The 24,283-nt window shown below is 42.6% G+C and carries 21 protein-coding genes, 1 tRNA gene and 4 pseudogenes; 10 read left to right on the top strand and 16 right to left on the bottom strand.

The window, feature by feature from the left end; translation table 11 throughout:
- Positions 1-179 precede the first annotated feature (179 nt).
- On the top strand, positions 180-581 hold the full coding sequence (locus tag myaer_RS14995) for a hypothetical protein (RefSeq protein ID WP_046662688.1): 402 nt from the start codon (positions 180-182) through the stop codon (positions 579-581).
- Positions 582-728: 147 nt separating this feature from the next.
- Positions 729-1,019, top strand: a complete 291-nt coding sequence (locus myaer_RS15005; protein WP_046662689.1) for an addiction module antidote protein — start codon at positions 729-731, stop codon at positions 1,017-1,019.
- Between the two features lie 12 nt (positions 1,020-1,031).
- On the opposite strand, the pseudogene myaer_RS15010 reads toward myaer_RS15005, so the two are convergent.
- Positions 1,032-1,922: pseudogene (locus myaer_RS15010) on the bottom strand (CHAT domain-containing protein); the annotation flags it as partial.
- A gap of 163 nt (positions 1,923-2,085) precedes the next feature.
- On the opposite strand from myaer_RS15010, the gene myaer_RS15015 reads away from it, so the two are divergent.
- A complete protein-coding gene (locus myaer_RS15015) occupies positions 2,086-3,312 on the top strand; it encodes an ISL3 family transposase (RefSeq protein WP_046662691.1) in 1,227 nt (408 codons plus the stop codon).
- 25 nt (positions 3,313-3,337) lie between these two features.
- On the opposite strand, the pseudogene myaer_RS15020 reads toward myaer_RS15015, so the two are convergent.
- Positions 3,338-3,937 (bottom strand): annotated as a pseudogene (locus myaer_RS15020) (IS4 family transposase); the annotation flags it as partial.
- A 101-nt stretch (positions 3,938-4,038) separates the two neighbouring features.
- Positions 4,039-5,751, bottom strand: a complete 1,713-nt coding sequence (locus tag myaer_RS21705) for a hypothetical protein (RefSeq protein WP_327347196.1) — start codon at positions 5,749-5,751, stop codon at positions 4,039-4,041.
- A gap of 346 nt (positions 5,752-6,097) precedes the next feature.
- Here myaer_RS21705 and myaer_RS15030 point away from each other — a divergent pair, with 346 nt between their 5' ends.
- A complete protein-coding gene (locus myaer_RS15030; protein WP_002759175.1) occupies positions 6,098-6,505 on the top strand; it encodes a GxxExxY protein in 408 nt (135 codons plus the stop codon).
- 147 nt (positions 6,506-6,652) lie between these two features.
- Here myaer_RS15030 and myaer_RS15035 read toward each other — a convergent pair whose 3' ends face one another.
- The 3 genes from myaer_RS15035 to myaer_RS15045 all read right to left on the bottom strand — a co-directional run bounded on the left by myaer_RS15035 (position 6,653) and on the right by myaer_RS15045 (position 10,144).
- Complete coding sequence (locus myaer_RS15035; protein WP_046662692.1) at positions 6,653-9,175, bottom strand: glycogen/starch/alpha-glucan phosphorylase; 2,523 nt, start codon at positions 9,173-9,175, stop codon at positions 6,653-6,655.
- A 199-nt stretch (positions 9,176-9,374) separates the two neighbouring features.
- Positions 9,375-9,668 carry an RNA recognition motif domain-containing protein gene (locus tag myaer_RS15040; RefSeq protein WP_046662693.1) on the bottom strand — a complete coding sequence of 98 codons (294 nt, stop codon included), beginning with the start codon at positions 9,666-9,668 and terminating at the stop codon, positions 9,375-9,377.
- A gap of 221 nt (positions 9,669-9,889) precedes the next feature.
- A complete protein-coding gene (locus tag myaer_RS15045) occupies positions 9,890-10,144 on the bottom strand; it encodes a DUF3493 domain-containing protein (RefSeq protein WP_046662694.1) in 255 nt (84 codons plus the stop codon).
- Positions 10,145-10,211: 67 nt separating this feature from the next.
- Between myaer_RS15045 and myaer_RS15050 the strand changes: the two genes are divergently transcribed.
- A tRNA-Thr gene (locus myaer_RS15050) sits at positions 10,212-10,283 on the top strand.
- 206 nt (positions 10,284-10,489) lie between these two features.
- Here the strand turns inward: myaer_RS15050 and myaer_RS15055 are convergent.
- Together myaer_RS15055 and myaer_RS15060 are read right to left on the bottom strand one after the other, a co-directional pair.
- Complete coding sequence (locus myaer_RS15055) at positions 10,490-10,990, bottom strand: hypothetical protein (protein WP_046662695.1); 501 nt, start codon at positions 10,988-10,990, stop codon at positions 10,490-10,492.
- 38 nt (positions 10,991-11,028) lie between these two features.
- Positions 11,029-11,997 (bottom strand): DUF4351 domain-containing protein, encoded by a 969-nt coding sequence (locus tag myaer_RS15060; RefSeq protein ID WP_046662696.1) that lies wholly within the window; start codon positions 11,995-11,997, stop codon positions 11,029-11,031.
- 248 nt (positions 11,998-12,245) lie between these two features.
- Between myaer_RS15060 and myaer_RS15065 the strand changes: the two genes are divergently transcribed.
- Positions 12,246-13,751 (top strand): AAA family ATPase, encoded by a 1,506-nt coding sequence (locus myaer_RS15065; RefSeq protein WP_046662697.1) that lies wholly within the window; start codon positions 12,246-12,248, stop codon positions 13,749-13,751.
- 12 nt (positions 13,752-13,763) lie between these two features.
- Positions 13,764-14,273, top strand: coding sequence for an SH3 domain-containing protein (locus myaer_RS15070; RefSeq protein WP_046662698.1), 510 nt, complete (start codon positions 13,764-13,766; stop codon positions 14,271-14,273).
- 166 nt (positions 14,274-14,439) lie between these two features.
- Here the strand turns inward: myaer_RS15070 and myaer_RS15075 are convergent, their stop codons facing one another.
- The 5 genes from myaer_RS15075 to myaer_RS15095 form a co-directional block, all read right to left on the bottom strand.
- Positions 14,440-14,913 carry a phosphate-starvation-inducible PsiE family protein gene (locus myaer_RS15075; protein WP_002800917.1) on the bottom strand — a complete coding sequence of 158 codons (474 nt, stop codon included), beginning with the start codon at positions 14,911-14,913 and terminating at the stop codon, positions 14,440-14,442.
- A gap of 261 nt (positions 14,914-15,174) precedes the next feature.
- Complete coding sequence (locus myaer_RS15080) at positions 15,175-16,014, bottom strand: nitrate ABC transporter ATP-binding protein (protein WP_045361277.1); 840 nt, start codon at positions 16,012-16,014, stop codon at positions 15,175-15,177.
- A gap of 79 nt (positions 16,015-16,093) precedes the next feature.
- Complete coding sequence (locus myaer_RS15085; protein ID WP_046662699.1) at positions 16,094-18,112, bottom strand: nitrate ABC transporter ATP-binding protein; 2,019 nt, start codon at positions 18,110-18,112, stop codon at positions 16,094-16,096.
- Positions 18,113-18,182: 70 nt separating this feature from the next.
- Positions 18,183-19,013, bottom strand: coding sequence for a nitrate ABC transporter permease (gene ntrB / locus myaer_RS15090; RefSeq protein ID WP_046663803.1), 831 nt, complete (start codon positions 19,011-19,013; stop codon positions 18,183-18,185).
- A 112-nt stretch (positions 19,014-19,125) separates the two neighbouring features.
- Positions 19,126-20,484, bottom strand: a complete 1,359-nt coding sequence (locus tag myaer_RS15095; protein ID WP_046662700.1) for a CmpA/NrtA family ABC transporter substrate-binding protein — start codon at positions 20,482-20,484, stop codon at positions 19,126-19,128.
- A gap of 266 nt (positions 20,485-20,750) precedes the next feature.
- On the opposite strand from myaer_RS15095, the pseudogene myaer_RS15100 reads away from it, so the two are divergent.
- From myaer_RS15100 to myaer_RS15115, 3 genes and pseudogenes are all read left to right on the top strand, one after another.
- Positions 20,751-21,071 (top strand): annotated as a pseudogene (locus myaer_RS15100) (photosystem II q(b) protein); the annotation flags it as partial.
- Between the two features lie 207 nt (positions 21,072-21,278).
- Positions 21,279-21,509, top strand: a complete 231-nt coding sequence (locus myaer_RS15110) for a hypothetical protein (protein ID WP_046663804.1) — start codon at positions 21,279-21,281, stop codon at positions 21,507-21,509.
- Positions 21,510-21,511: 2 nt separating this feature from the next.
- Positions 21,512-21,868 (top strand): type II toxin-antitoxin system PemK/MazF family toxin, encoded by a 357-nt coding sequence (locus tag myaer_RS15115; protein WP_046662702.1) that lies wholly within the window; start codon positions 21,512-21,514, stop codon positions 21,866-21,868.
- 184 nt (positions 21,869-22,052) lie between these two features.
- Here myaer_RS15115 and myaer_RS15120 read toward each other — a convergent pair whose 3' ends face one another.
- From myaer_RS15120 to myaer_RS15130, 3 genes and pseudogenes are all read right to left on the bottom strand, one after another.
- Entirely contained in the window at positions 22,053-22,868 is an 816-nt protein-coding gene (locus myaer_RS15120) for a hypothetical protein (RefSeq protein ID WP_046662703.1), read from the bottom strand.
- 439 nt (positions 22,869-23,307) lie between these two features.
- A complete protein-coding gene (locus myaer_RS15125; protein WP_046662704.1) occupies positions 23,308-23,682 on the bottom strand; it encodes a putative quinol monooxygenase in 375 nt (124 codons plus the stop codon).
- Between the two features lie 234 nt (positions 23,683-23,916).
- Positions 23,917-24,171 (bottom strand): annotated as a pseudogene (locus myaer_RS15130) (toll/interleukin-1 receptor domain-containing protein); the annotation flags it as partial.
- Between the last annotated feature and the right edge of the window lie 112 nt (positions 24,172-24,283).

Genomic DNA, 24,283 nt, shown 5'->3' on the forward strand with positions numbered 1-24,283 from the left:
TTAACTTGCCATCGGTAAAGTCAAAACCTTTAGCGACGAGACGATTATAAAGTCGCGGACAAGCTAAAGCGAGGGATTTTCCTTACGGCATCCTTAACCGCTTTTTTGCTTTGGTGGTATTAGGAGCTAATAAGATGAGATAATAGAAAAAAATTGGTTTTGGCTTTAAGGATGGTATTATGTCAGACGCAACTCGTTTAACACCGGACAAAATTGCTCAGTACCGTATTCAATTTGCCGACAATGAGAACGCTTTAATTGCACTTGATGTTATTGAGGAATGGGAGGTAGATTTAGCAGATGCTGCTGAATCTATTGCCACTCGTAACGGTATTGAAGGGGTAGAAGATAATGCTGATTTTCGTTGGTTTGTTATTATTCTTAATAAATGCCGTGATTCTATCTGTCAATCGAAGTTGCGAGAAAAATATTTACCCGCACTTATTCCTACTCTAACAGGTATTATTGTAGGATATATTATATTATCTCCGCAAGTCGCAGGAATTTTATCAACTATAGTTGCTGTTTATATTCAAGAGCAAGGACTCGATAAGTTTTGTCAAAATTATTCCGATTCTTAAACGGTTGAACGGATAAGACATGATCGAAATTCGCCAGACTAAAACTTATTCTGAGTGGTTTAGTGCTTTGCGCGATCGCCAAGCAAAAGCGCGTATAGACATTCGTATTCGTCACTAGGTTTAGCCGGCGACTTATAGGAGGTATTTATGGCTACTATCCAAACCTATCCTTGGAATGCTGCAGATCATCTGCAAACACAAGAAGATATAGCGGCATATCTTGAAGCTGCTCTCGAAGATGGTGATCCGAGTTTAATAATAGCAGCATTAGGTGATATTGCCCGCGCTAAAGGAATGACAAATATTGCCAGTGAAACAGGGTTAGAAAGTGAAAATCTCTGCAAAGATTTGTTAAGCGAAGGTAATCTAGAGTTTACTACAGTTATTAAGATTTTACAGGCATTTGGATTACGTCTCCAGATTGTACCCATTACCTAATTCTTCTGACTCTTAAATCCCTGTTGCGATAAATGCCGTCCAATAATAGGGATTGGCAAAGGGATAGGGTTGACGTTTAACCGCAGCTTCTAATAAGTCTTGGAATTTTCTTCTATCCCGTTTACTCTCAAAGACTCGATCGAGTAATTGTTGGAATTTTTGACTATCTTTAATTCTGGCTAATTTTTTACTATTCAATGTTCTTAACCATGTTTGTGTATTATTTAAAACAATGGCAATACTCCCTTGATCTTGGATAGAAATCCGTTTAAGATCGTGATAAAATTTAGTCATAAATAACGTATTTGTTAGGGGATATACTGTCCAAAGGGTACTAACTACACTAGAACTTCCTGCAAATAGAAAACCACTGGGTAACCCCACATATTCATCACTAATACTATCAGCTTTACTTTCGATTATACCACTTTCACAAGCAGAAAAAGTAACTAAGCGGCATTCTCTTAAGTCAAATTTTTCAAATACTTCTGCTAGGGTTAGGTTAGCTAATTCTCCTAAGTTACCGTCTGGATCTGCTAACATTAATGCGGAGTCTCTAGGGGATTTACTATCAAATTTTCCATGACAGGAAAAATGAATACAATGGGATGCTTGTAATTCTTGACGACGGTTTTCTAGGGTTTGTTCTGATGCTTCTAATTCCCCAATAATAATAGTTTTTTCAGTAGCAAATACTTGACTAATTCTCTCGATTTTTAGATTTGCACCTAAGAGAGGTTTTAGGTCTTTTCTGGTGGGGTTTTTAATGGCAAAAAGACGAGTAAAGTTTTCTCGCTGTGATAATTTTACCAGTTTTAAAAGTTGGCAACTGGGAACGTATCCTACACCATTAGAAAAGCGTTGATAGAGAAATTGTCCATTGTTTAGGGGTAAACAATGAAGGCTCTTCCGAACTTGTCATGTAAAATTAAAAAAAAACAGACAATTATTGCTGACCAATAAAACAATAATTTATCTTTAAAAGCTGACTATGCTTGCAATACAGCAATTTATTGTTTAAAATATAGACAGCCAAGACCAGCAATTTTAGACACAAGCTATACTTATGCCATCAAATCCACAATTAAAGTTAATGACCGAGCTACTTCACCTAGAAGGAGTTGTCGTTACCAATTATCAAATTATTACCGATATAGGAATTGTTTTACATTTAGAAAATATGTCAAGAGAAAGCCAGTGCATTCATTGTGGAAGTAAAACGGAAAAAGTTCATCAAAACAATGAATTAACAATCCGAGATTTACCCTTTGGAGAACAGGCATTATATCTGAGAATCAATCGTCGTCAGATGAGATGCGAGAAATGTGGGAAAAAATTCACAGAAGAACTAAATTATTTGCCGAAGAAAAGAACCTACACAGACAGATTTAGAAAAAAAATAGTGGCCGAAGTCCTGAATAGTGATCTCAAAAATACGGCAGAAAGAAATGGAGTAAGCGAACAAGAAATAGAGACGATGCTCAAAGACTTAGGAGAAGAGTTAATAACCGCAAAACCTCAAGGGCTAAAAAAACTAGGAATAGATGAAATAGCCATGATAAAGGGAAAAGGAAATTACTATGCTGTGTTAGTAAATATAGACACAGGAAAAATTATAGGCTTAGGGGAAAAAAGAACAGAAGAAGCATTAACAGAATATCTGAAACACTGGGGAGAAGAGGTTTTGAGCCAAATAGAGGAAGTAAGTATAGACCTGTGGATAGGGTATAAAAATGTGGCAGAAAAACTAATGTCTCAAGCTCAAATAGTAGGGGATAGATTCCATGTAATGAAACAAGTAAATAACGAGCTAGATGAAGCAAGAAAGGAGGTAAAAAGAGAGGCAGCTAAGATAAAAAACAAGAAAAATAAAGAAAATATCTTAGCAGGAATAGCCAAGAGCAAATATGCCTTATTAAAGAATGAAGGAGACTTAGTAGAGAAAGAAAGGAAAAAATTGGAAGAAATATATAAAGTGTCTCCAAAACTTGGGGAAATGCACAAATTAAAAGAGGAATTTAGAGAAGTATTTGAGAAAAATACGGAGGGGAATGAGGGATTATTTGCCTTGAGTGATTGGCTCAAAAAGGCGATGGCTTACTTTCCTAAAAGCTGCCAGACAATTCGGCGGTGGATTGACGAAATAACTGCCTATTTTGATAACCGAACAACCCAGGGAACAGTTGAAGGAATTAATAATAAACTGAAGGTGATTAAAAGGAGAGGCTATGGATTTAGAAACTTTAAAAACTTTAGTCTTAGATGTTTATTAAATTGGCATTTTGCTAGTTGATTTTACATGGTAAGTTCGGAAGAACCGGATTTCTTGACTGGGCAAATAAGTCAAATATGTCTGCCTCACAATCTCCGATTGTTACTACTTGAATTTCTTCGGGTATTTGTTGTTGTGTTTCTGACAAAGAATCTAACCATCTTTGACTTTCTTTTTCTTGAGTTTCTCTTTTTTTTCTTTGCTTGGCAATCCCTAAATTCTTTTCTTCTCTTGCCCAGACATATTGATTAATCAGTCCTAAAGGTACTCCTTGCGCTGAGACTCCTAATGTGGTATGAACTTTGAGACCAAAGGATGTTTTACAATCTAGATAACCCATTCCTTTTTTGGCTTTTTGCGTCGTAAAGTCTAAACTTGTTGTGTCTTGCACTGCCAAAACTATTGGATGTTCTTTGATTCTTTCTACTGTACTTTTAGCTTGGGCGGCAATTATATCTGAGGGGTGAAAATAGGGGGAATTCCAAAAGTCGTAGGTGGCACTGGCGGCGGCTAGATTTCCCGAAGCTTGTGGCACACTTGTACTAGGTTGGCTGGCCAAGTTTTCTACGATACTGATTAACCTTTTCTTTCTTCTGGTGTCCCCTAGGTCTGCATACTGTAATTCTTGGGCTGCCCATTTCTCCATTTTTTTGCTTACCTCCACCTTAATTCCTTCTTTCAAAACTATACCTATCAATCGTTTCCCCTTTTTTTAAGTTTCTTCTCTTTTTGTTAAGAAAGATCCGACTAATGGATAGCTTTTGAAGGGGGGTTAGGGGGGATCAAACCTTTTGAAGGGGGGTTAGGGGGGATCAAACCCTCATTAGTAACAATAAACGCCATAATACTATCCCCTGCAATATACCATTCTAAAATAGCAGTATCTTGATCAATTAAGGATTGAATCTCACTTAGAGGAATACTTTCAACCTTTTGAGTTAAGCTAAAAGTGGGGTCTATGGGGGTTATTTCTCGGTCAATGAGTTGATTTAATTCTTGTTTTAACTGATTGAGGTGAGTATAGTCATTTAAGATGGGTTGTTTTTGTTCATCTAGGGTTAAAATTACTCCCCGATTGCGGGTTTGTTCTTGGATGGCTAACCGTTGTTCTTCCCCAATAATGGCACGACGGAGGCGATCTAATTCGGTAATAATAGTTGGGGGGATATTACCTTTAGGATAAATATCTCGGTCGGTAAGCAATTGGACTAAATAGCGGGTTTTGCTGCGTTCAACGTATTCTAATGCGCGATCTTTTTGATTGAGGTTGAGATAGGATTGAACTATGCCATGATAAACATCCATTGCATCGGAGAGAATTTCTTGTTGTCGTTGGGGGTTTAAAGCTTCGAGTCGAATATTTTCTACTGCTTTGATCGCTAAGTTGTAGCCTTTGATGGCGTTTTCCCAGTCTTCGATCAGGTTAGCAGTCTTTCCTAAGTTTCGTCCTGTTCCTAAACAGTTTATAGGAAAAGATGTGGGGGTATATACTTCTAATGACAGGTTATAAGCTGCGATCGCTAACTCTAGATTTTCAATAGCTAACTCTAGATTTTCTGCCCTTTTCCAAAGAATGGGATCTCTATAAGCATTCCCCAGATTATGTTTTGACCTTGCCCATTGTTCAGGAAAGTTTTCACGGGTATATACTTCTAAAGATAGGTTATAAGCTGTGATCGCTAACTCTAGATTATTCGCCCTTTCCCCTCTGATGCGATATAGATAAGCAGTCCCCAAATTATTTTGTATTATTGCCCAATCATAAGGAAAAGCATCACGAGTATATACTTCTAAAGACAGGTTATAAGCCGCGATCGCTAATTCTAGATTTCGTTCTCTTTCCCCTCTGATGCGATATATATAAGCAGACCCCAAATCATTTTGTATTATTGCCCAATCATAAGGAAAGGCATCACGGGTTAATACTTCTAAGATGGTCTGATAGCCTGTAATAGCAATTTCCAGATTATTAGCCCGACTTCTCAAGGGGAACTGTCGAATACTAATACATAAATTTTGAATCACCCCTGCAATAACCGCCACTTCTTCTGCCTTGCCTTGAGAAAACACATTTCTAGCGTATTCTTGCAACAGTTGGGCAAAAGTATCATCTAACAAATGTTGACGGCGTTGTAGGATAGGATAAACCACCGTAGGATCGCTATTACTGTCATATTCTGCTTGTAAGACTTCTAATAAAAACTCCTGATATTCCTCTATACTTCTCGCTTGAGGGTTGAGAAACTGCCCCAACTGTTGCGCTATATCCCGTAACAAAGCCGCAGGATTATTATTTCCTTGTTGTTCTAACCCTGTTGCATAGTTTTCCATCACCTGCAAAAATTCGGGGTCAATCAATTCCTGATTAGCTTGCAGAATATTATTGAGTTCCTCATCATCAGTACAAGCGAGCAACTGTTCAATTAAATTAATATATGCTTGGGCGCGTTGTTCATTCATTGTCTGTACTGTGATTGATGTGATTATGTGATAGAATATGGTTTTTTCGAGAGAACGACCCTATCATAATAATAAATACTCATGATTGTCAAAAACAACCCAATCATAGTCCATCATTCAATCATTTTAATCATCGTCTTAACTATGATTTTTGTGATTATGTGATGGACTGTGATTTTTTTCGAGAGAGCGACCCCATGATTTGATATAATACAATAAATACTCGTGATTGTCGAAAGATAACCTAATCATAGTCTATCATTCAATCATTCTAATCATAGTTTAGACATTTAATTGTCAAAGACAATCTAATCAAAATCCTCGCTTCATCATCTAAATCCTAGCCATGACTTTTATTAATCCCCAATACCCTGAAAGTGAACTAACAGGTAAAATTATTGGTTGTGCAATGGAAGTTCACCGTATCTTAGGAAATGGTTTTCAAGAAGTAATTTATCAACGTGCTTTGGCAAAAGAAATGAACCTACAGGGATTATCTTTTTCGAGAGAACACGAAATGCCGATCTTTTATAAAGATGATCAAATAGGTACAAGACGAGTTGACTTTTTTGTTGAAGGTAAAGTGATGGTAGAATTAAAAGCCGTTATTCAACTTGAAGATGTTCACTTAGCACAAGCTATCAATTATCTCGAAGCTTATGGGTTAGATATTGGATTATTGCTTAATTTTGGAAATATCAGTTTACAGTTTAAAAGAGTTCACAAGCCTAAAAGAAAACCTAACTATAACTAGAAATAATTGAAGTGTATAAAACTTAAAATCCTAGTCCATCAAACAATCATAAAAATCATAGTTTAGACGTTTTCACAAAGCATTTTTGGGGCGACGGTTCCAGAATTCGGGCTAGTCAAAGACTAAACCCGAACTTGACCGAGTTTTTTAATCCTCTAAACTAATCTTGACCGGATTAACTTTCCAAATCTCTTGACAATATTCCCAGATTGTGCGATCGCTAGAGAATTTCGCCATACGAACCGAGTTAAGAATCGACATCCGCGTCCACTTGTCCCGATCGCGATAAGCTTGACTTACCTGTTCCTGACAATCAGCGTAGGATTGATAATCAGCTAAAAGCATATACTGGTCATCGTAGAGGAGAGAATCAACGATCGGCCTGAATAATTCCTGGTCACCATGGCTAAAATAACCACTCTTGATTCGATCGATCACTCCCTTCAATTCGCGATTATTTTTGTAATAGCTCATCGGTTCATAACCGTGGGCTTTCTTACCATAAACTTCTTCTGCTGTCAAGCCAAAAAGGAAGAAATTTTCTGCCCCTGCTTCCTCGCGGATTTCGATATTAGCACCGTCCAGAGTCCCGATGGTGAGGGAGCCATTCATGGCAAACTTCATGTTACCGGTTCCGGAAGCTTCCTTACCCGCCGTGGAAATCTGTTCGGAAAGATCCGCCGAAGGATAGATGCGCTGACCCAAAGAAACGTTAAAGTTAGGCAGGAAAACCACTTTTAAACGACCTCTGACATCAGGATCCTTATTAACAATTTCAGCTACAGCATTAGTTAACTTAATAATTAACTTCGCCATAAAGTAACCGGGGGCTGCCTTACCACCAAAGATAAAAGTGCGCGGCACGATATCGACGTGGGGGTTCTGTTTAATGCGATTGTAAAGGGCGATAATGTGCAGAACTGCCAGATGTTGGCGTTTGTATTCGTGAATCCGTTTTACCTGCACATCGAAAATCGAATTAACATCCACCTCGATATTGCAGGTTTTCAGAATATAAGCCGCTAAATCAGCCTTATTCGCCTGTTTAATTTCATACCAACGCTGACGAAATTCGGGATCATCAAGGTATTGTTCCAGTTTTCGCAATTCCTTCAGGTCTTTTAACCAATCATCGCCGATTTTTTCGGTAAATAGTGCCGATAATTGGGGATTGCTCAATAAAATCCACCGGCGCGGGGTGACACCATTGGTTTTATTGTAGAATTTTTCCGGCCAGAGCATGGCAAACTCTTTCAGGGTGTCTTTTTGCAGTAACTCCGTGTGTAAAGCGGCGACTCCGTTAATCGAGTGACTACCCACACAGGCTAAATTAGCCATGCGAATTTGTTTATTACCCCAACCAGCTTCTTCAACTATCGACAATTTGCCCAATAATTCCTCGTTATCGGGAAACCAAGTCCGCACATCATCGAGGAAAAAGTGATTGATCAGATAGATAATTTCTAGATGTCGGGGCAGCAGTTTGCCGAGTAGAGCCGCCGACCAACGTTCCAGGGCTTCCGGCAAGAGGGTATGATTGGTATAAGCGAAGGTTTTTTGGGTAATTGTCCAAGCTTTTGACCATTCTAAGCCGTTTTCATCCACTAACAAACGCATTAACTCAGCGATGGCAATGGCGGGGTGAGTGTCGTTCAGTTGAATAGCGGCGGTTTCGTGGAAGTTTTGCAGATTTTTGTGGTTTTTTAGGTGAATGCGAATTAAATCTTGCAGGGAAGCTGCCACAAAAAAGTATTGTTGGGCGAGACGTAATTCGCGACCGGCGGGGGTGTTATCGTTGGGATAAAGGACTTTAGAAATGGTTTCCGCGTCCATTTTTTCGGCCACGGATTGATCGTACAACCCGGCGTTAAAAGCTTCAAAATTAAACGATTCACTCGCTTCTGCTTTCCAGAGACGCAAAGCGTTAACCGTGTTGGTTTTGTACCCCGGGACGGGGGTATCGTGGGGAATGGCTAAAACCCGACGTTCCGGCAGCCATTGTACCCGTTCTTGTCCCTTATCATCGTGATAGATTTCCGTCCGGCCGCCCAGTTTTACTTCCACACTTTCATCGGGACGGGGTAATTCCCAAGGATTGCCGAAGCGTAGCCAGTTATCGGGGATTTCCACCTGCCAACCGTCTTGGATGATTTGATGGAAGATGCCAAATTCGTAGCGGATACCGTAACCGATGGCGGGAATTTCTAGGGAAGCGAGGGAATCGAGGAAACAAGCCGCTAAACGCCCTAAACCGCCGTTTCCGAGGCCGGGATCCGGTTCCTGTTCGATAATTTCCTCAAAATCAAGACCTAATTCTTCGATCGTCTCTTTGATTAGGTCGTAAATACCTAAATTAGCGAGATTATTGCCTAAATACCGCCCCATGAGAAATTCGGCGGAGAAATAGCAGACGAGTTTAACTTTTTCTTGTTTGTAGGTGTCGGTGGATTTCAGAAAACGACGCAGGAGGCGATCGCGAACGGTGTAGGCAAGGGCGACATAGTAATTGTAGGGACTAGCATTGGTGCGGTTAACCCCTTGCAAATAAAACAGATTGTCCAGAAAAGCCCGTTTTAGGGTTTCGGGACTCATGCCCGTGCGATCGTCTTCAACTAAAGTGGGGCATTGAAGTGCTTCAGGCCCATCAGCTAGGGTATAGGTTGTCTCCATGGGTTTTTGTTGTCCATATATTCGGGAGTTGATCGCCGATCAGATTCTGATCACGATATCCTTTATAGTTTACTTGTTACCTTTTGGAGAGACTCAGACATTTAGATTTCTATTGGTTTTGAGGGGAACCGCGATCGCAATTGCCGACAAAAAAAGGGTGAACCCTGTCCACCCTCCCACAATTATTCACAAAAAAAGCTTAATAGCGTTTTCTTCTGTCACCACCACCACCATTGAAGGACGCACGCTCTTCACGCTCGCGGGCCTGGTTAACTTTAATTGCTCGTCCCATCCATTCAGCACCATCCAGTGCCTCAATCGCGGCGGTTTCCTGGGCTTTACTTTCCATTTCCACGAAGGCGAAACCGCGTTTGCGGCCTGACTCGCGATCCACGGGAATATGGACTCTTTGAACCTTGCCGTAGTCTTTAAAGACATCGACCAGATCCTCTTGGGAAATCTCGTAAGAGAGATTACCAACAAAAATAGACATAATACTTGAATCCTCGATCAATACTCGAAACGGTGTGGAGACACAAAATTCAGGGAGAAGCCGAACAATACTAAAGTAAAAGACTTACCGAGTTAATACTGAAAACGAACTTGAACACCAATCTTGACTCTCCCTCCGATCATAACACGAAAAGACTAGAGTTAATGTTAACTTTTATTCTCCCTGGAAAGAGACTGTTTTGGCTATCGGTGGCTACTCCCTCAACCCTGAGCTTTTTTCTCCCGACGAAATAACCAAATCATCAGGGCCACCACACCGATTTGTAGGGCAAAATTGGGTAAGGCGGTGGCTACGTCCCTCGCTGCCGCCAATTGGGCCAGAAAAACCACCGCACCGATAAAACCAGAAGCCCCTAAACCGAGATAGATAAACTGCCGCATCCCTCGATAGGGATTGGCCGCTTCCGCTTTCAAGCGGGCGTATGTTTGGGGATCAAGTCGAGGGGATTTGCTCATAAAAAAATCTAAAAATCTTTCTAGCTCTGTATCTATTGTCCGTGATATAATCGGAAATTGGCAATGTGCCGATGTAGCTCAGTGGTAGAGTAGTTGATTCGTAATCAATTGGTCGTGGGTTCAAATCCCATCATCGGCTTGGGGTTTTCCTCCCCAAAGTTGACTAGGAAATACCGAACTCCGGCTGAATAAATCCAAAAAGCTTGTTGGATAAGACTTTTAGACTTTTTGGCCATCCAAAAGTGCTGGACCCTGTATTGATCGGAATGGGCAAAACCCCACACCCTACACCCCGCACCCTACACCCTGCTCCCACCAACCAACTTTTCCAGCAAACCCTAGTTACTAAAGAAAAAGTTGAATAATTTCTGCGATCGCTTGACGTTGGCAATCGTCATATCCCCAGCGTTCTAGAAAGGCTTGATATTCTCCTTGTCCGCTGTTTAAACTGGTGGCTAATTGTTGTAATTTTTCTCCCAAGGCAGGCGATAATAACTGCTTAATTAGTTGACCAGTTTTTTCTTGGACCTTCTCAGAACCTCGGGCGTTTTCTTCGTCTCCTTGACCGCGATGATAGATGACCATTGCCGTGGACATAGCCAGATTTTTAACCAATAATTCATTCACCAGTATCGGGGAAGTTTTTAAAGCAGTGATGACTTCTAAACTAGGATATTCCCTATAGGATAAATCGCTGGTTAAATAAGTAACAAAAAATCCTCTAGCTCCATTTTCTGTTGAGACTAGATCGGTAATTTTTTCAGTGATTACATTGGCATCTAAAAACTCAATTTGACTTAGTAAATCTTGAGTTTCTTGGATAGCATTTTCAAAAGTTATAACCATAATATAAATAGCCTTCTGTGAAGTTTAATAGAAAAATACTAAGCATCTAAAGCATTTAACAAATTAGTTAAATCCTCCCCTGTCGAAAAATCTAATAAAGCTTCCCCCACTCGTTCCAGATCATCAATATTCAAGGTCATAATCCGACTCTCTAGAGTCACATCAATAGCTCCTAACTTACGTTTAATCAGACGAATAATTAGATTTCTTTCTCTTGCTAAACCCTGTTCTAAACCCTGTTCCAAACCCTGTTCTAAACCCTGTTCTAAACCCTGTTCTAAACCGCGGCGCATCCAACTGGTGGTAATCTGCATAACTCCCTCCTGTTCGGGTTGAATAAATGTGCTAATCTCCTGTTGAAATTCTATCTCCTCGGACGAGTTGAGATTGAGATAGGTATCGACAAAGCCTGAAATCAATTGCATTCTAGCCGCATCTAATCTTAATGTTACCAATAATCTTAGACATTGTGCCTTAACTTTTGCTCTATCCCGAGGGGCAATTTTCATCTTGGCCATCAAAGCGGCGGCGACGGGATTAGCTTGATTGAGAAAATCCCGCCAATGCAAGCGATTTAACTGGACAACTTGATAGTTAAATTCTAACACTTTTAAGTCAGGAAAATCAATTTTGTATTGACGAATTGCTTCTTTTTGTGGACGCTCATAGGAAAATATGACAATCGGATAAACTGGTAAGGCAAATTTTTGATGCAGACGAGCGAAATAAGTAAACATTCGCCGATTAAATTCTGGTTGAGAGCTAGACTGTGCTTCTAGATGAATTAAGAAAAATGATGATTGTCCTCGAAATTGAACTTGGGCGACTAAATCACTTTCATACTTTTCTCCTTCCGTGACATCGGTAAAGACTTCTTTGTCTAAAAATGTGATCTGATTAGGCTCTAAATAATTAATAACCGCGGGGAAAAACAACTGAATAAATTCAACAAAAAAAGTCGAAATTAATTCCTTAAATAAACGATCATGGTCAATAACATTATTCATACATAGCAGTTATCCTAATGGTGAGGTAGAAAGTTTTCCTTTTGGGGAGTCGGTCGCCGGCCGTCGATATCAAAATTAGGTTACACTTCATCTTGAGGAGGAATGCAGTAAACTACTCGTTAAGACTACACCAGAACAGGGATATCCGGAGAGAAACTTCGAGCATTTGTACTAAAATATCCAAGAGACGGCTAACTGCTATATTTTTTGATGACGATATAAATAGCAAAAACTATAGACGAATAGCTATGAGCTTTGGTGAAGAATTTGAATTACTGCTGCGGGCCCGCTATCCTCTCATCTATGTTACCACCCTAGAAGAAGAACGTCTCGAAAAAGCGATCGCCGATATTGCCAAACAGAGCCATAACCGTGCTGTCTATGTCTGGGATTTCGTGGATGGTTATCAAGATAATCCCAATAATGAGAACTTTGCTCGGCGTAATCCCCTGCAAGCTCTTGAATTCGTCGAAAAGCTGCCGACTAACATCGCCGCCATCATAATTTTACGCGATTTCCAGCGCTTTTTAGAAGATATTTCCATCGCCAGAAAATTGCGAAATCTGGCCCGTTCCCTGAAATCTCAGCCCAAAAACCTAATTATCGTTGCTCCCGAACTGTCTATCCCCTCGGATCTAACCGAAGTAATCACCGTCGTCGATTTTCCCCTACCCAGTGGCGAAGAAATTAAACGGGAAATCCAGCGATTAATCGCCGCCACCGGACAACCGGTAAAAGAACCACTCCTCGATGAATTAGTGCTTTCTGCCCAAGGACTATCCCTAGAGAGAATTCGTCGGGTTTTAGCCAAATGTTTAGCCAGTCACGGCAAAATTGAGCCAGAGGACGTGGAATTAATTTTGGCAGAAAAACGCCAATCGATTCGTCAAACCCAGATATTGGACTTTTATCCCGCCACAGAGCAGATTTCTGACATCGGGGGACTAGATAATCTCAAAGATTGGCTGATTCGTCGCGGTGGTGCCTTTAGTGAACGCGCCCGCGCCTACGGTTTACCAAATCCCCGGGGTTTACTATTGGTGGGAATTCAAGGGACGGGTAAATCCCTGACAGCGAAAGCTATTTCCCATCATTGGCACTTACCCCTACTACGTCTGGACGTGGGGCGTTTATTTGGCGGATTGGTGGGAGAATCGGAATCGCGTACCCGTCAGATGATTAATCTCGCCGAAGCTTTAGCTCCCTGTGTGCTGTGGATAGACGAAATCGATAAAGCTTTCGCCGGAGTGGATGGGAAAGGCGATGGGGGAACCACCGGGCGAGTTTTCGGGACTTTTATCACTTGGTTAGCCGAGAAACAATCGCCGGTTTTTGTCGTCGCTACAGCTAATAACATCCAATCTCTGCCCCCGGAAATGCTGCGAAAAGGACGCTTCGATGAGATATTTTTTGTCGGACTACCTAGCCAAAAGTCCCGCGAGGAGATTTTTAGCGTTCATTTAGGGAAAGTTCGGCCCCATAACCTGAAAAGTTATGATATAAAGCGATTAGCCTACGAAACTCCCGATTTTTCGGGGGCAGAAATCGAACAAACCATCGTGGAAGCGATGCACATCGGGTTTAGTCAAAATCGCGACTTTAGCACCGATGATGTGCTTGAGGCCGCTAGTCAGATTATCCCCCTGGCCCGCACTGCCCAAGAACAGATTCAATTTCTACAGGATTGGGCTAAGTCAGGTAAAGCTCGTCTAGCCTCTCGCGATGATCGTTTTAATCTCAATTCTAGCAGTTAATTTAGCACCAATATGAAGCGTTTATCTGGTTTATTGCAATTTATGGTCGGTTTTGTCATGGGAGTGGCGATTCTGGTCGGTGGGGCTACTGCTGTCGCCTATATGCTTCTCTCTGGTATGAATTCTAATCCTCCTAAACCCGTCTTTACCGAGGAGAAAAAAGAGGAAACTAAGGAGGAAAAAGCTGCTAAACCCATCCCTACTACTCCCCTCCAAGAACAACCCCAAGCTGAGGTGAAAGAGTCTCCCAATGCCCCAGCAGCAAAAGCTTCCCCGAAACCCAGTCCCGAAGAAACAAAAAGAGAAACCACATCCGAGGGTTATCAAGCGCGGGTGACATGGCAAAGCGGTTTAAGTCTGCGCTCTGAACCTACCAGTGAATCGACTCGTCTCGGCGGTCTGGATTACAATACTAAAGTCAGTGTGGTGGGAACCAGCAGCGATGGGCAATGGCAGCGCGTACGTCTGTCCGATGGTCGCGAAGGTTGGATTAAAGCGGGTAATATTTCTAGAGTCGAGTAAATATTTAGAAGGGTTAGGTTTTAGGTTTTCTCAATCTAACCCTTTCCCTAATCAGTAGTTGGACAAAATTAAATTGACACTCTGGAAGGAGAGAACCCCAGAACTGCTCAACTCCAGAAGTAAAAAATATCTGTGATTAATTCTGTCTAGGTACTTAATCACTACTTCAAGAACGATTATCGCGATTAACTTTTCTGATTAACCAATAACTTGCCGCTAAAGCTAAGGTTCCCACGGTGAGGGCAATTAAATCATCTTTACTGTATTTATTGGGATCAAAAATAATAATTTTTCGAGAGATAGCAATTAAAGCCGTAACTACTACTAATTCAACCTGTACGATGTGTTTTCTTAAGTAAGCAGTGACGTTTTCTAATAACTCTAAGGCGATCAAAATATTGAGAAATAATCCGAAGATTTCAATTAAAGTTTTACTAAAAAAACCGACGGGTTCCGTAGTAAATAGGTCTTTGATTAGGATAACTACTAGGTCATAAAGAGAAACAATAATAACAACAATTAAGGCTACGGATAAAACCTTAGAAACTATGTTTTCAATGAGATGAATCGACCTCATGAAATCTTCATCGCGCCATTGTTGACCGAAATTGATAAGTAGTTTCCGTATCTGTTTGAGCATGATCGATTAAGTAAAAAGTAAAAATTATTATTGTATTTTATTGCTAATTGTTCTATTTAGCTAACAAGTAAGTATATCCCCCCTTGATCCCCCCTTGATAAAGGGGGTGCTGATCCCCTCTTATTAAGGGGGGTATCTGACAATTTTTAAAATCTACCTACTTAGAAATGATTTTACTTGAAGAAGGCTTCTCTAGAAAAAAAATCTAGGTGCGATCGCTATTAAGTCAACCGCACCCAAAACTAATACAAATGCTCACATCTAGCTAACATCATCGTGAGCGAAACGATTATAGAGGAAGTCGAGGGCATAGTTACGCAGACGATAATATTCCGGATCCTCCATAATTCTCTCTCGATCGCGGGGACGGGGGAAATGAATATTCATCACTTCGCCGATTTTCGCTTCCGGTCCATTGGTCATCATTACCAGCTTATCAGCGAGGAAAAGGGCCTCATCGATATCGTGGGTAATCATCAACACCGTACAGCGTTTATCTTGCCAGATTTTCAGCAATTCTTCCTGTAATTCCTCTTTAGTAATCGCATCCAAGGCACCGAAAGGTTCATCAAGAATCAACACTTCCGGACGGATAGAAAGAGCGCGAGCGATCGAAACCCGTTGTTTCATCCCCCCGGAGATTTGGGGAGGGGTTTTGTCCATAGCTTCGGTTAAACCCACCATAGCTAAATGTTCGCGCACGATCGAGCGTTTTTGTGCCTCTGGAGCATTGGGAGACACCGCATCTACCGCGAGATAGACATTTTCAAAAACACTTAACCAAGGCAATAAAGCATAGTTTTGAAACACTACCATGCGATCGGGCCCGGGTTTAGTAATTTTCTTGCCGTTAACTTTAACAATGCCATCGGTGGGAGAAGAAAAACCCGACACCATATTTAATAGGGTGGATTTACCGCAACCGGAGTGACCGATCACACAGATAAATTCACCTTCATTGATACTGAGATTAACATCCTTGAGGACGGTGTAGGGGCCTCTAGGAGTGGGATAAACCTTAGAAACTCCTTCAATGGTAACAAAAGCTTCTTTAGTGGGGGCCTGGGTTGCCCGGTTAACGGTGTCGGTGGTGGTATACATGATTAGTCTTTGGGGGAAATTAGTTAATAGGGGCAATGGCCGGGGATAATTGGCTAGGAATTATCCCCTTAGTCGATTTTTAGGCAATTTTGCGAGATTCACTGGCACTAGGACGAGCATCAATAGCCACTTCGGCCATGGTGACGTTTTGTTTGATCTCTAAACTATTGAGATAACCGATCGGATCCTCGGCATCAAACTCGATACCATCGAATAAAAGGATCGGTGTGCGACGATATTTAATATCCCCTAGACCCAATTCCCGGGCCGCGGTACTAAAAACACCCACCCGACAGACGCGTTCGAGAATTTCTACCCAGTTACGGGGGAAAGGAATGTGGCCCCAGCGTGCCATTTGGGTCATCATCCAGAGGTGTTCGGTACGACTGGGACGATTTACCCCTTCTCCATAGAACAGATGGTGTGCATATTCTTTCATCGGTCGATCGAGACTGCACGCATAGGAGTTGGGATCACCCAGTTGGATATAATCGATATTGGTACTAAGATACTGACGACTGGCGAGGATTTGACGAATTTCTTCCTGATTCCCTTCCTCGGCACAGTAGCGACAACCTTCCAGCAGTGCTTTAACTAAAGCGACATGGGTATTAGGGTATTTATTGGCCCAATCTTCCCGGACTCCCAGGGCCTTACCCGGGTGGCCCTGCCAGATTTCTAAGTCGGTGGCGACGGTGTAACCGATACCTTCCATGGCGGACCTGAGATTCCAAGGTTCACCGACACAGTAACCGTCAATACTACCGGTTTTCAGGTCGGCTACCATTTGGGCCGGGGGAATAGTTTCGAGGTGAACATCTTTATCGGGGTCAATTCCCGCTGCCGCTAACCAGTAACGCAGGAGCAAATTGTGCATCGAGGAGGGGTGAACAATGCCAAAAATATGGCGCTGCTCCTTCGATTCCAATAGCATCTGTCTTAAGGCGTTACCGTCAATCACTCCCTCGTCATAGAAGCGTTTAGCGAGGGTGACACCGTTACCGTTACGAGTCATAGTCAGGGCGCTGACAATCGGCAAAGGTTGCTCCTGATAACCACCGACGGTTAACCAGGTGGGCATTCCTGAAGGCATTTGCGCCCCGTCGAGGAATCCCCCCGCGATCCCGTCCACAACGCCTCGCCAACTGGTTTCCCGGACTAAATTCACCTCATCTAGACCATGTTTAGTGAAGAATCCCTTTTCTTTGGCCACTGCTAGGGGCGCGCAAGCGGTGAGGGGAACAAAACCGATTTCTAGATTGACTTTTTCTAAACCGTGACGGGCAATCACTTCGACTTTGCGGGCGCGTAGTTTTTTGATCCGTTTTTGTTGGTTGAGGAAATAGATAATTTCACTCCGGAGACTGTAGTAACTGGGGTGTTCCACCACTTCCATGCGTTTGCGGGGACGGGGGATATCCACTTCCAAAATACCGCCAATTTTTGAGCCGGGGCCGTTGGTGAGCATGACGATGCGATCGGATAACAGCACCGCTTCATCCACATCGTGCGTCACCATTACCGAGGTCATTTCGTATTCTTCGCACAGCTGCATTAACTGTTCCTGTAGATTACCTCTAGTCAGGGCATCTAACGCCCCAAAGGGTTCATCTAAAAGCAGGACTTTCGGACGAATGGCTAGGGCGCGAGCGATCGCTACCCGTTGTTTCATCCCCCCCGATAATTCGTTGGGACGTTTATCCACTGCATGACGAAGATTGACCAGATCGATATATTTTTCGACTTCGGCTTTTCTTTCGTCTTCTGATAGTTGGGTGAGAACTTGATCGACGGCTAGAGTGATATTTTCTTTGACGGTTAACCAGGGTAAAAGGGAATAGTTTTGGAAGACTACCATGCGATCGGGACCTGGTTTTTTAATGCTTTGACCTTGCAAAGTCACCACCCCTTCTGTGGGCAAATCTAAACCAGCGATCATGTTTAAGAGGGTGGATTTTCCGCAACCGGAGTGACCGATGAGGGAGATAAATTCCCCTTTTTTTATCTGTAAATCGATCCCTTTCAAGGCCACATATTCACCGCCACCACTAAGGGGGAATACTTTATCAATGTTATCGACAGCGACAAACAAACTCATAGTTTTTTCTCCTTAAATTGGCTCAAGTTTCAGTTATTTGAAAAATGGGGAAACTTTCCCCATTAATTCCCTATTGACGAACGATTTGATTTTGCAACCAAGCCATAAAGCGATCGAGTAATAAACCCACACCACCGATATAAAACAGCGCAAGAATAATATCGCTGATGTAGTTATTTTGGTAGGCATCCCAGATAAAGAAACCGATACCGACGATACCCGACATAACAATTTCCGCCGCAATAATCGCTAACCAAGCTAAACCGATCGCAATTCTCAAACCAGTGAATATGTAGGGAAGAGCCGAGGGAATTAATATCTTGAAAAAGAATTTTTTGCTGGACAATTGCAAGACTTGTTTAACGTTGATATAGTCTTGGGGAATTTGTTGGACACCGACGGTGGTATTAATCAAAATCGGCCAAACTGCGGTAATAAAGATAACGAATAAAGCAGCAGGTTGGTTTTGTTGTAAAGCGGCCAAAGATAGGGGAACCCAAGCAAGAGGAGGAACTGTTCTCAGGAATTGAAAAAGGGGATCGAGGGCCTTATTTAAGAAAGAATTTAAACCGACCATAATCCCAACTCCAATACCAACCACTGCGGCTAAAGAATAACCGATTAATACCCGTTGCAGACTGGCTAAAGTTTGCCAGAATAGTCCCTTATCAATGCCCCCACGATCAAAGAAAGGATACATTAAATAAGTACGAGTCCGTTCATTGGTGATTAGGTCGGATGGGGGGGGTAATTTGATTAATCCCACCATCGAGACTAATTGCCAAACAATCAGAAAACCCAAGGTACCGATAATGGGGGGAAGAATGTCTTGGGAATGCTTTTTCCAGAATTTACTGAAGTTGAAACCACCTTTACTTGTTTTGCTGACGCTACTTGCCATTTTGCCGTTTTCCTTTGTTGAAGATAAAGTTACTTGATTGGGGAGAGAAGAAAACACTTTTGGGATTAATAGACTAGATATTTTATGCCCCTAGCCTATCGAGAAAAGCTCGCTATTTTTTGATCGCCAAACTATCGAGATAAGCTTGGGGATTGGCAGGATCAAAAGTTTTGCCATCAAAGAATTTTTCGACACCCCTGGAGGTACTGGTGGGAATATCAGCTGCGGGAACCCCTAACTCTGTAGCTGCCGCTTTCCAAAGATCCTCGCGGTTAACTTTGTCGATTAAGGCTGAGGCAGTGGTTAAAGTTTCTTTCGGCAAGAAACCCCAACGAACACTTTCGGTTAAAAACCAGAGATCATGACTCTTGTAGGGATAGGAAACGCTACCGGCGGGATCTTTCCAGTAGAAAACCCCTTTATTTTTGTCGGTGATTTCCGGTTTACCGTCACCCATTTTCTGCATTCCTTTGAGGGGACTGGCGATAATTTCTTCTTTGAGGTTGAAATAAGCCGGTTTAGCGAGAATTGCCGCCGCTTCTGCCCGATTTGCCTCTTGATCGAGCCATTGCTGCGCTTCCATAATTCCTTTTAATAAGGCCTTGGTGGCTTTCGGGTTTTTATCCACCCAATCGGCGCGGATAGCGAGGTATTCTTCCGGGTGATAGGGCCAGATTTCTGCGGTTAAAGCTGACATAAAACCGATCTGATCGGCCACAATTCGCGCCGGCCAAGGATCACCGGTACTAAACGCATCCATGGTTCCCGTTTTCATGTTGGCCACGGTTTGGGCTGCGGGTACGGCAATTAGATTAATATCCGTATCGGGGTTAATACCACCGGCGGCTAACCAGTAACGAATCCAGAAGTCTTGGTTAGCTTTCGGGAAAGTATAGGCAGCTTTGAAGGGAGTTCCCGTCGTTTTCATGCTGAGGATGTAATCTTTGGCGGGTTTCAGGTCTAAACCGATATTTTTGCCCTCGTGTTTAGATGCGATCGCGATTGCGTTACCCTGGGTGTTTAACTGCGCTAACACATACATGGGGACTTTAACGTTATTTTTGGTGATTAGTCCCTCAGAAATTAGGTAAGGCATGGGCATTTGCCACTGTCCTCCGTCAATTCCGCCCGCATCTGCCCCAATTTCGACGTTATCTCTAGCAGATCCCCAGTTTGCTTGTTTGGAGACTTCCACATCGGCCATCCCGTATTTAGCAAAAAAGCCTTTTTCCTTGGCAATAATTAAGGGTGCGGCCTCAACGATAGGAATATAACCTAATTTAATTTTGGTGGTTTCGGGGGCCTCTCCGGGGGCCACCGCTACGGGAGAAGCAACCGGGGCAGCGGGCGCGGTGGTGGTGGTTCCACCCGTAGTGTCGGGGGGATTACCCAAACAACCTTTGAGGACAACAGCCCCTGCCGCTGAAACTGCCGCCGTGGTTAAAAATTTCCGTCTCGAAAAATTTGACATAGAATCTCCTACCTGCTGCTAAAGCAAATATGTGTGCTGAATTATGGGTAAAGGAATCCCTCGCTAAACTTTCCTTCTAGCCCGTGCTATAGAAATTTAGCTATGGAATATCGAGTCTCGATTGAACTTACTAGATAAGTCTAGCGGAATTTGGAAAAAATAATTAATCCGATCGAGAATTTTATTTACAAAAATTTAATTCGATTGATAAGAATTAATTAAGTAGGGTCTGCTGAAAAAGTTTTTCGTGGGGGCAGGGTGTGGGCTTCGGACGTTTAATCTTCCAATACGCTTCTTTCAACAACAGCCGCTCTCTGCACTTCTTCTTAGGTGCTTGGCCGGTAATCGGTATCTGGTTTACCGCGATGGGTGTTAGCACCATGGCGTTTAACCTCAACGGTTTCAACTTCAACCAGTCGATTCTCGATTCTCAAGGTCGTGTAATCGGTACTTGGGCCGATGTGCTGAACCGCGCTGGTATCGGTATGGAAGTAATGCACGAGCGCAACGCTCACAACTTCCCCTTAGACTTGGCTAGTGGCGAACAAGCTCCCGTAGCTCTGATTGCTCCCGCTATCAATGGTTAATTCCTAGTCTGAACGAAAAGGCACTCCTGCGAGGGGGTGCTTTTTTGTTGTTAGAATTATGATATATAGCGTTTCCTAAGCTAGTGAGGTACACATATTTTTCTTCCCTTTTGACTTTTGCCTCTTGCCTTTTGCCTAAAAACCATAACTTTTGTACCTCAGCAGACTGAAAAACGCTATAGCTCAATGTTAAATGGAGTTAATCTTATGATATCCCCTCAAATTATTGAACTGGAACAAAAGTTACGAGACTGTTCTCTTGAAGATAAAAAATGGTTATTGGAGCAGTTACATCAACAATTAGGATTGAATAATCAAAAAACAACTAAACAACGATTAATGGATAGTTGGAATGAAGCTTATAGTGATGGATTGGACGAATCAGAAACTTTGATGTTAGAGGGAATACGCCATCATCAACGCCAATTATCTGAGTAAATATGACGATTTTCCAAGGTGATATTTATTGGATTGATTTAGGAGAACCACAAGGTTCTGAACCTGCTTATCTTCGTCCTTGTGTTGTGGTGCAAAATGATGCTCTGAATCAGTCACAAATTGGGACGGTTATTGTGTGTCCATTAACAACCAATTTGAGACGAGCAAAAGCTATTGGTAATGTTTTATTGAATGAGGGTGAAGGGAATTTACCTGAATCCAGTGTTGTTAATGTTTCACAGGTTTTCACGGTTGATAAACGTCTTTTAACGGAGTCTATCGGAAGACTTTCTCAGGAAAAAATCAAATTAATTATTCAGGGAATTAAGTTGGTTATTGAACCTCAAGAACTCGAATAATAGGGGGTTATAAAAGGATTTAAAGAATCCATTTACCCTTAGACTTAGCTAGTGGCGAACAAGCTCCCGTGGCTCTGATTGCTCCCGCTATCAATGGTTAAGTTCTAATCAAATAATTACGACAAAAAAGGTCGGGGTGATCTAATGTTCGCCCCGACCTTTTTTAATTGAAATTCTCGACAAATCACCTGACCAATAACCACTTCTCGCTCCAAGCACCGTTGACATTGAAGCCACTGCCCGTAGGGGTGAAAGTAAGAGAACCGTAGTCGAAGTTATTGCAGATGGTTCCGAAAATAGTGGCATGGACTCGCTCAGGTGGACAGATATCTGCGGCCCCGTAGCCGTTCTTTCCGCGAGTCCCCAGGTGGGAATAGGTGTTGCCATCCCAATCCCCGTTACCGAACCAGGTTGTGTTGGCTGGACCTTCTTTCAGCATACAGCGCAGACCTTTGCCTCTGCGCCCACCTGTCAAATCAGTTACCTGATATTGATTGAAATGGCTACCGCAGGTTTTGGGACGGGGTAGGGGGTTGTAGTTAACGGAGGAAGCCAAACGCCACTCCTCATTCCAGGCACCAGTCACCCGAATCACTCCTGGTCTGACCGTTCGGATCTCGAGATTACCCGGATAGTTGAAGTTAGCATCCTCCCCGTTACCGTGAATGTCGGACGCGAACCCGACCAACATTCTGCCTCGGTCAATCGCCTGTCCCAGATGGCGGTAGGTAGCCCCTTCCCAGGTTCCTTCCCCGTACCAGGACAGACGGGGAATGCTTGAGCCTTGCTGTCCTTTACTGAATTTGACACAACGAATCCCAGTTCCCCGTCGGTTATCTAGCGAACGAACTATATATGTTTCTAAGTGGGGACCACAATTGAAGCGAGTAGCAGTGGTCAGACGGATCGGCTCTATTTGAATTTGAGCGAGGCTGGGCAAAGTTGCCACCAACAGGGCTATACCGCCTAATACCATAGTCTTGACAGAACGTAGATTCATAATTTTTTCCTGAAATTGGGAAGCCGTGTTTACTTGCTAATTTCAGAATATTCGGAGTCTCAGGGTGATGTCAGTCCCAAAATAAGTGGAAATTGACGATTTCAATCATTTCTACTTTCAGGAATAGAGTGGAAGAACATGGAAATTCGCTACCATTTATCTCCTCTTCTCCTGATCTTTCTCGTATGGTCGATATGTACTGAAAGTTTAATTGTCTCTCAATCTTTCTAATAAGTAGTTGGACAAAAGTAAAGTTAACTGTGGGGTGAGGAGCCAGTCGTCAGGAGTCAGTAAGAATTGCGGCAATTTACATTTTAAGATAGACAACAGAATTTATGTCCGACTACTTAGTTGGGCGCAAGACAAATTCGCCGGAGAAAGAAGTAATCCGGTGCGTTTCGAGACGGGAATAGGGCATCCGTTTTCTGTCAGTACGGGGTTAGGCTTCGCTGGTGCGGCGAATACCTTCGTCGAGAATGAAGAACTGAGGGTTAAGAGAGGCCAACTGCTCTCGCAGCTTTTCGATTTCGGCAGCGGGAGCGTGAACTTCTACGCGAATAATCTTGGCGATTTTGAGAAGTTCGTCTAGCAGTTCCCCGACGTTTTGTAGGTGGGCAAGAACTGCGGAGGCATCGACGTAACCCTCGCGGCAATGAACAATATTACCGCTAAAGGAAAAAGCATAATGGATACAGCCCTCTTCGGTGCGGGTTCTCTCAATGAACTTGGGGCTTAGTTCCTTAAAGGCAGCAATTTTTCCTTCTTGTATTTCAAAGTAGGGTACGAGAGTACAGCAAGTATCGATTTTGAACATCAGATTCTCCTTCTAGGTGTTGCGGAGGGATATCCCGCGTTTGTGGTGCAGAAAAGGTTATCTCAGGGGTTGTCTAGGCCGTGCGCTCCTACAGAATAATGCCCTGCTGTCGGGGTGAACGGCTTTCTCACAAAATATAACAGACTTCAGGTCAACCCTTGTGCAACTTTTGGAGAAGTTAAGAAAAAGCGATCGCTAACTCAAACAAGGTAGAATGAAAAGCTGAATATCATTATCAAGTGCAATCCTCAACTCCCGTTGGATGTATCCCTGTTTATTAGCCGATTTTGCTGACAGACAGGCGAGAAAAATCTGACTGGCTTTAATCGCTTTCGGAATTTCATCTCGCCAAATTTGACCCGGAATCAGCTCTTTTTTATCCAACCAAGGTTTATATCCCACTTGCTTAAGGCGGTTATACAGTGCCAAAACTGGTGGTTTATCCTCATTGGCATGGGCCAAGAAAATTTGAATCTTTGACTTCTTCACTTTGGTTTTTACCAGTGTAGCCGCTACTGATTTACTAGGTAACTTAGGAGATTCTGGGGGTTAGAGGTTGGGGGAGTTTCCCTTGTCACCGACTGCAAATGCTTACTTAACC

Origin of the sequence: Microcystis aeruginosa NIES-2549 (assembly GCF_000981785.2) — a bacterium.
GTDB lineage: Bacteria > Cyanobacteriota > Cyanobacteriia > Cyanobacteriales > Microcystaceae > Microcystis > Microcystis aeruginosa_C.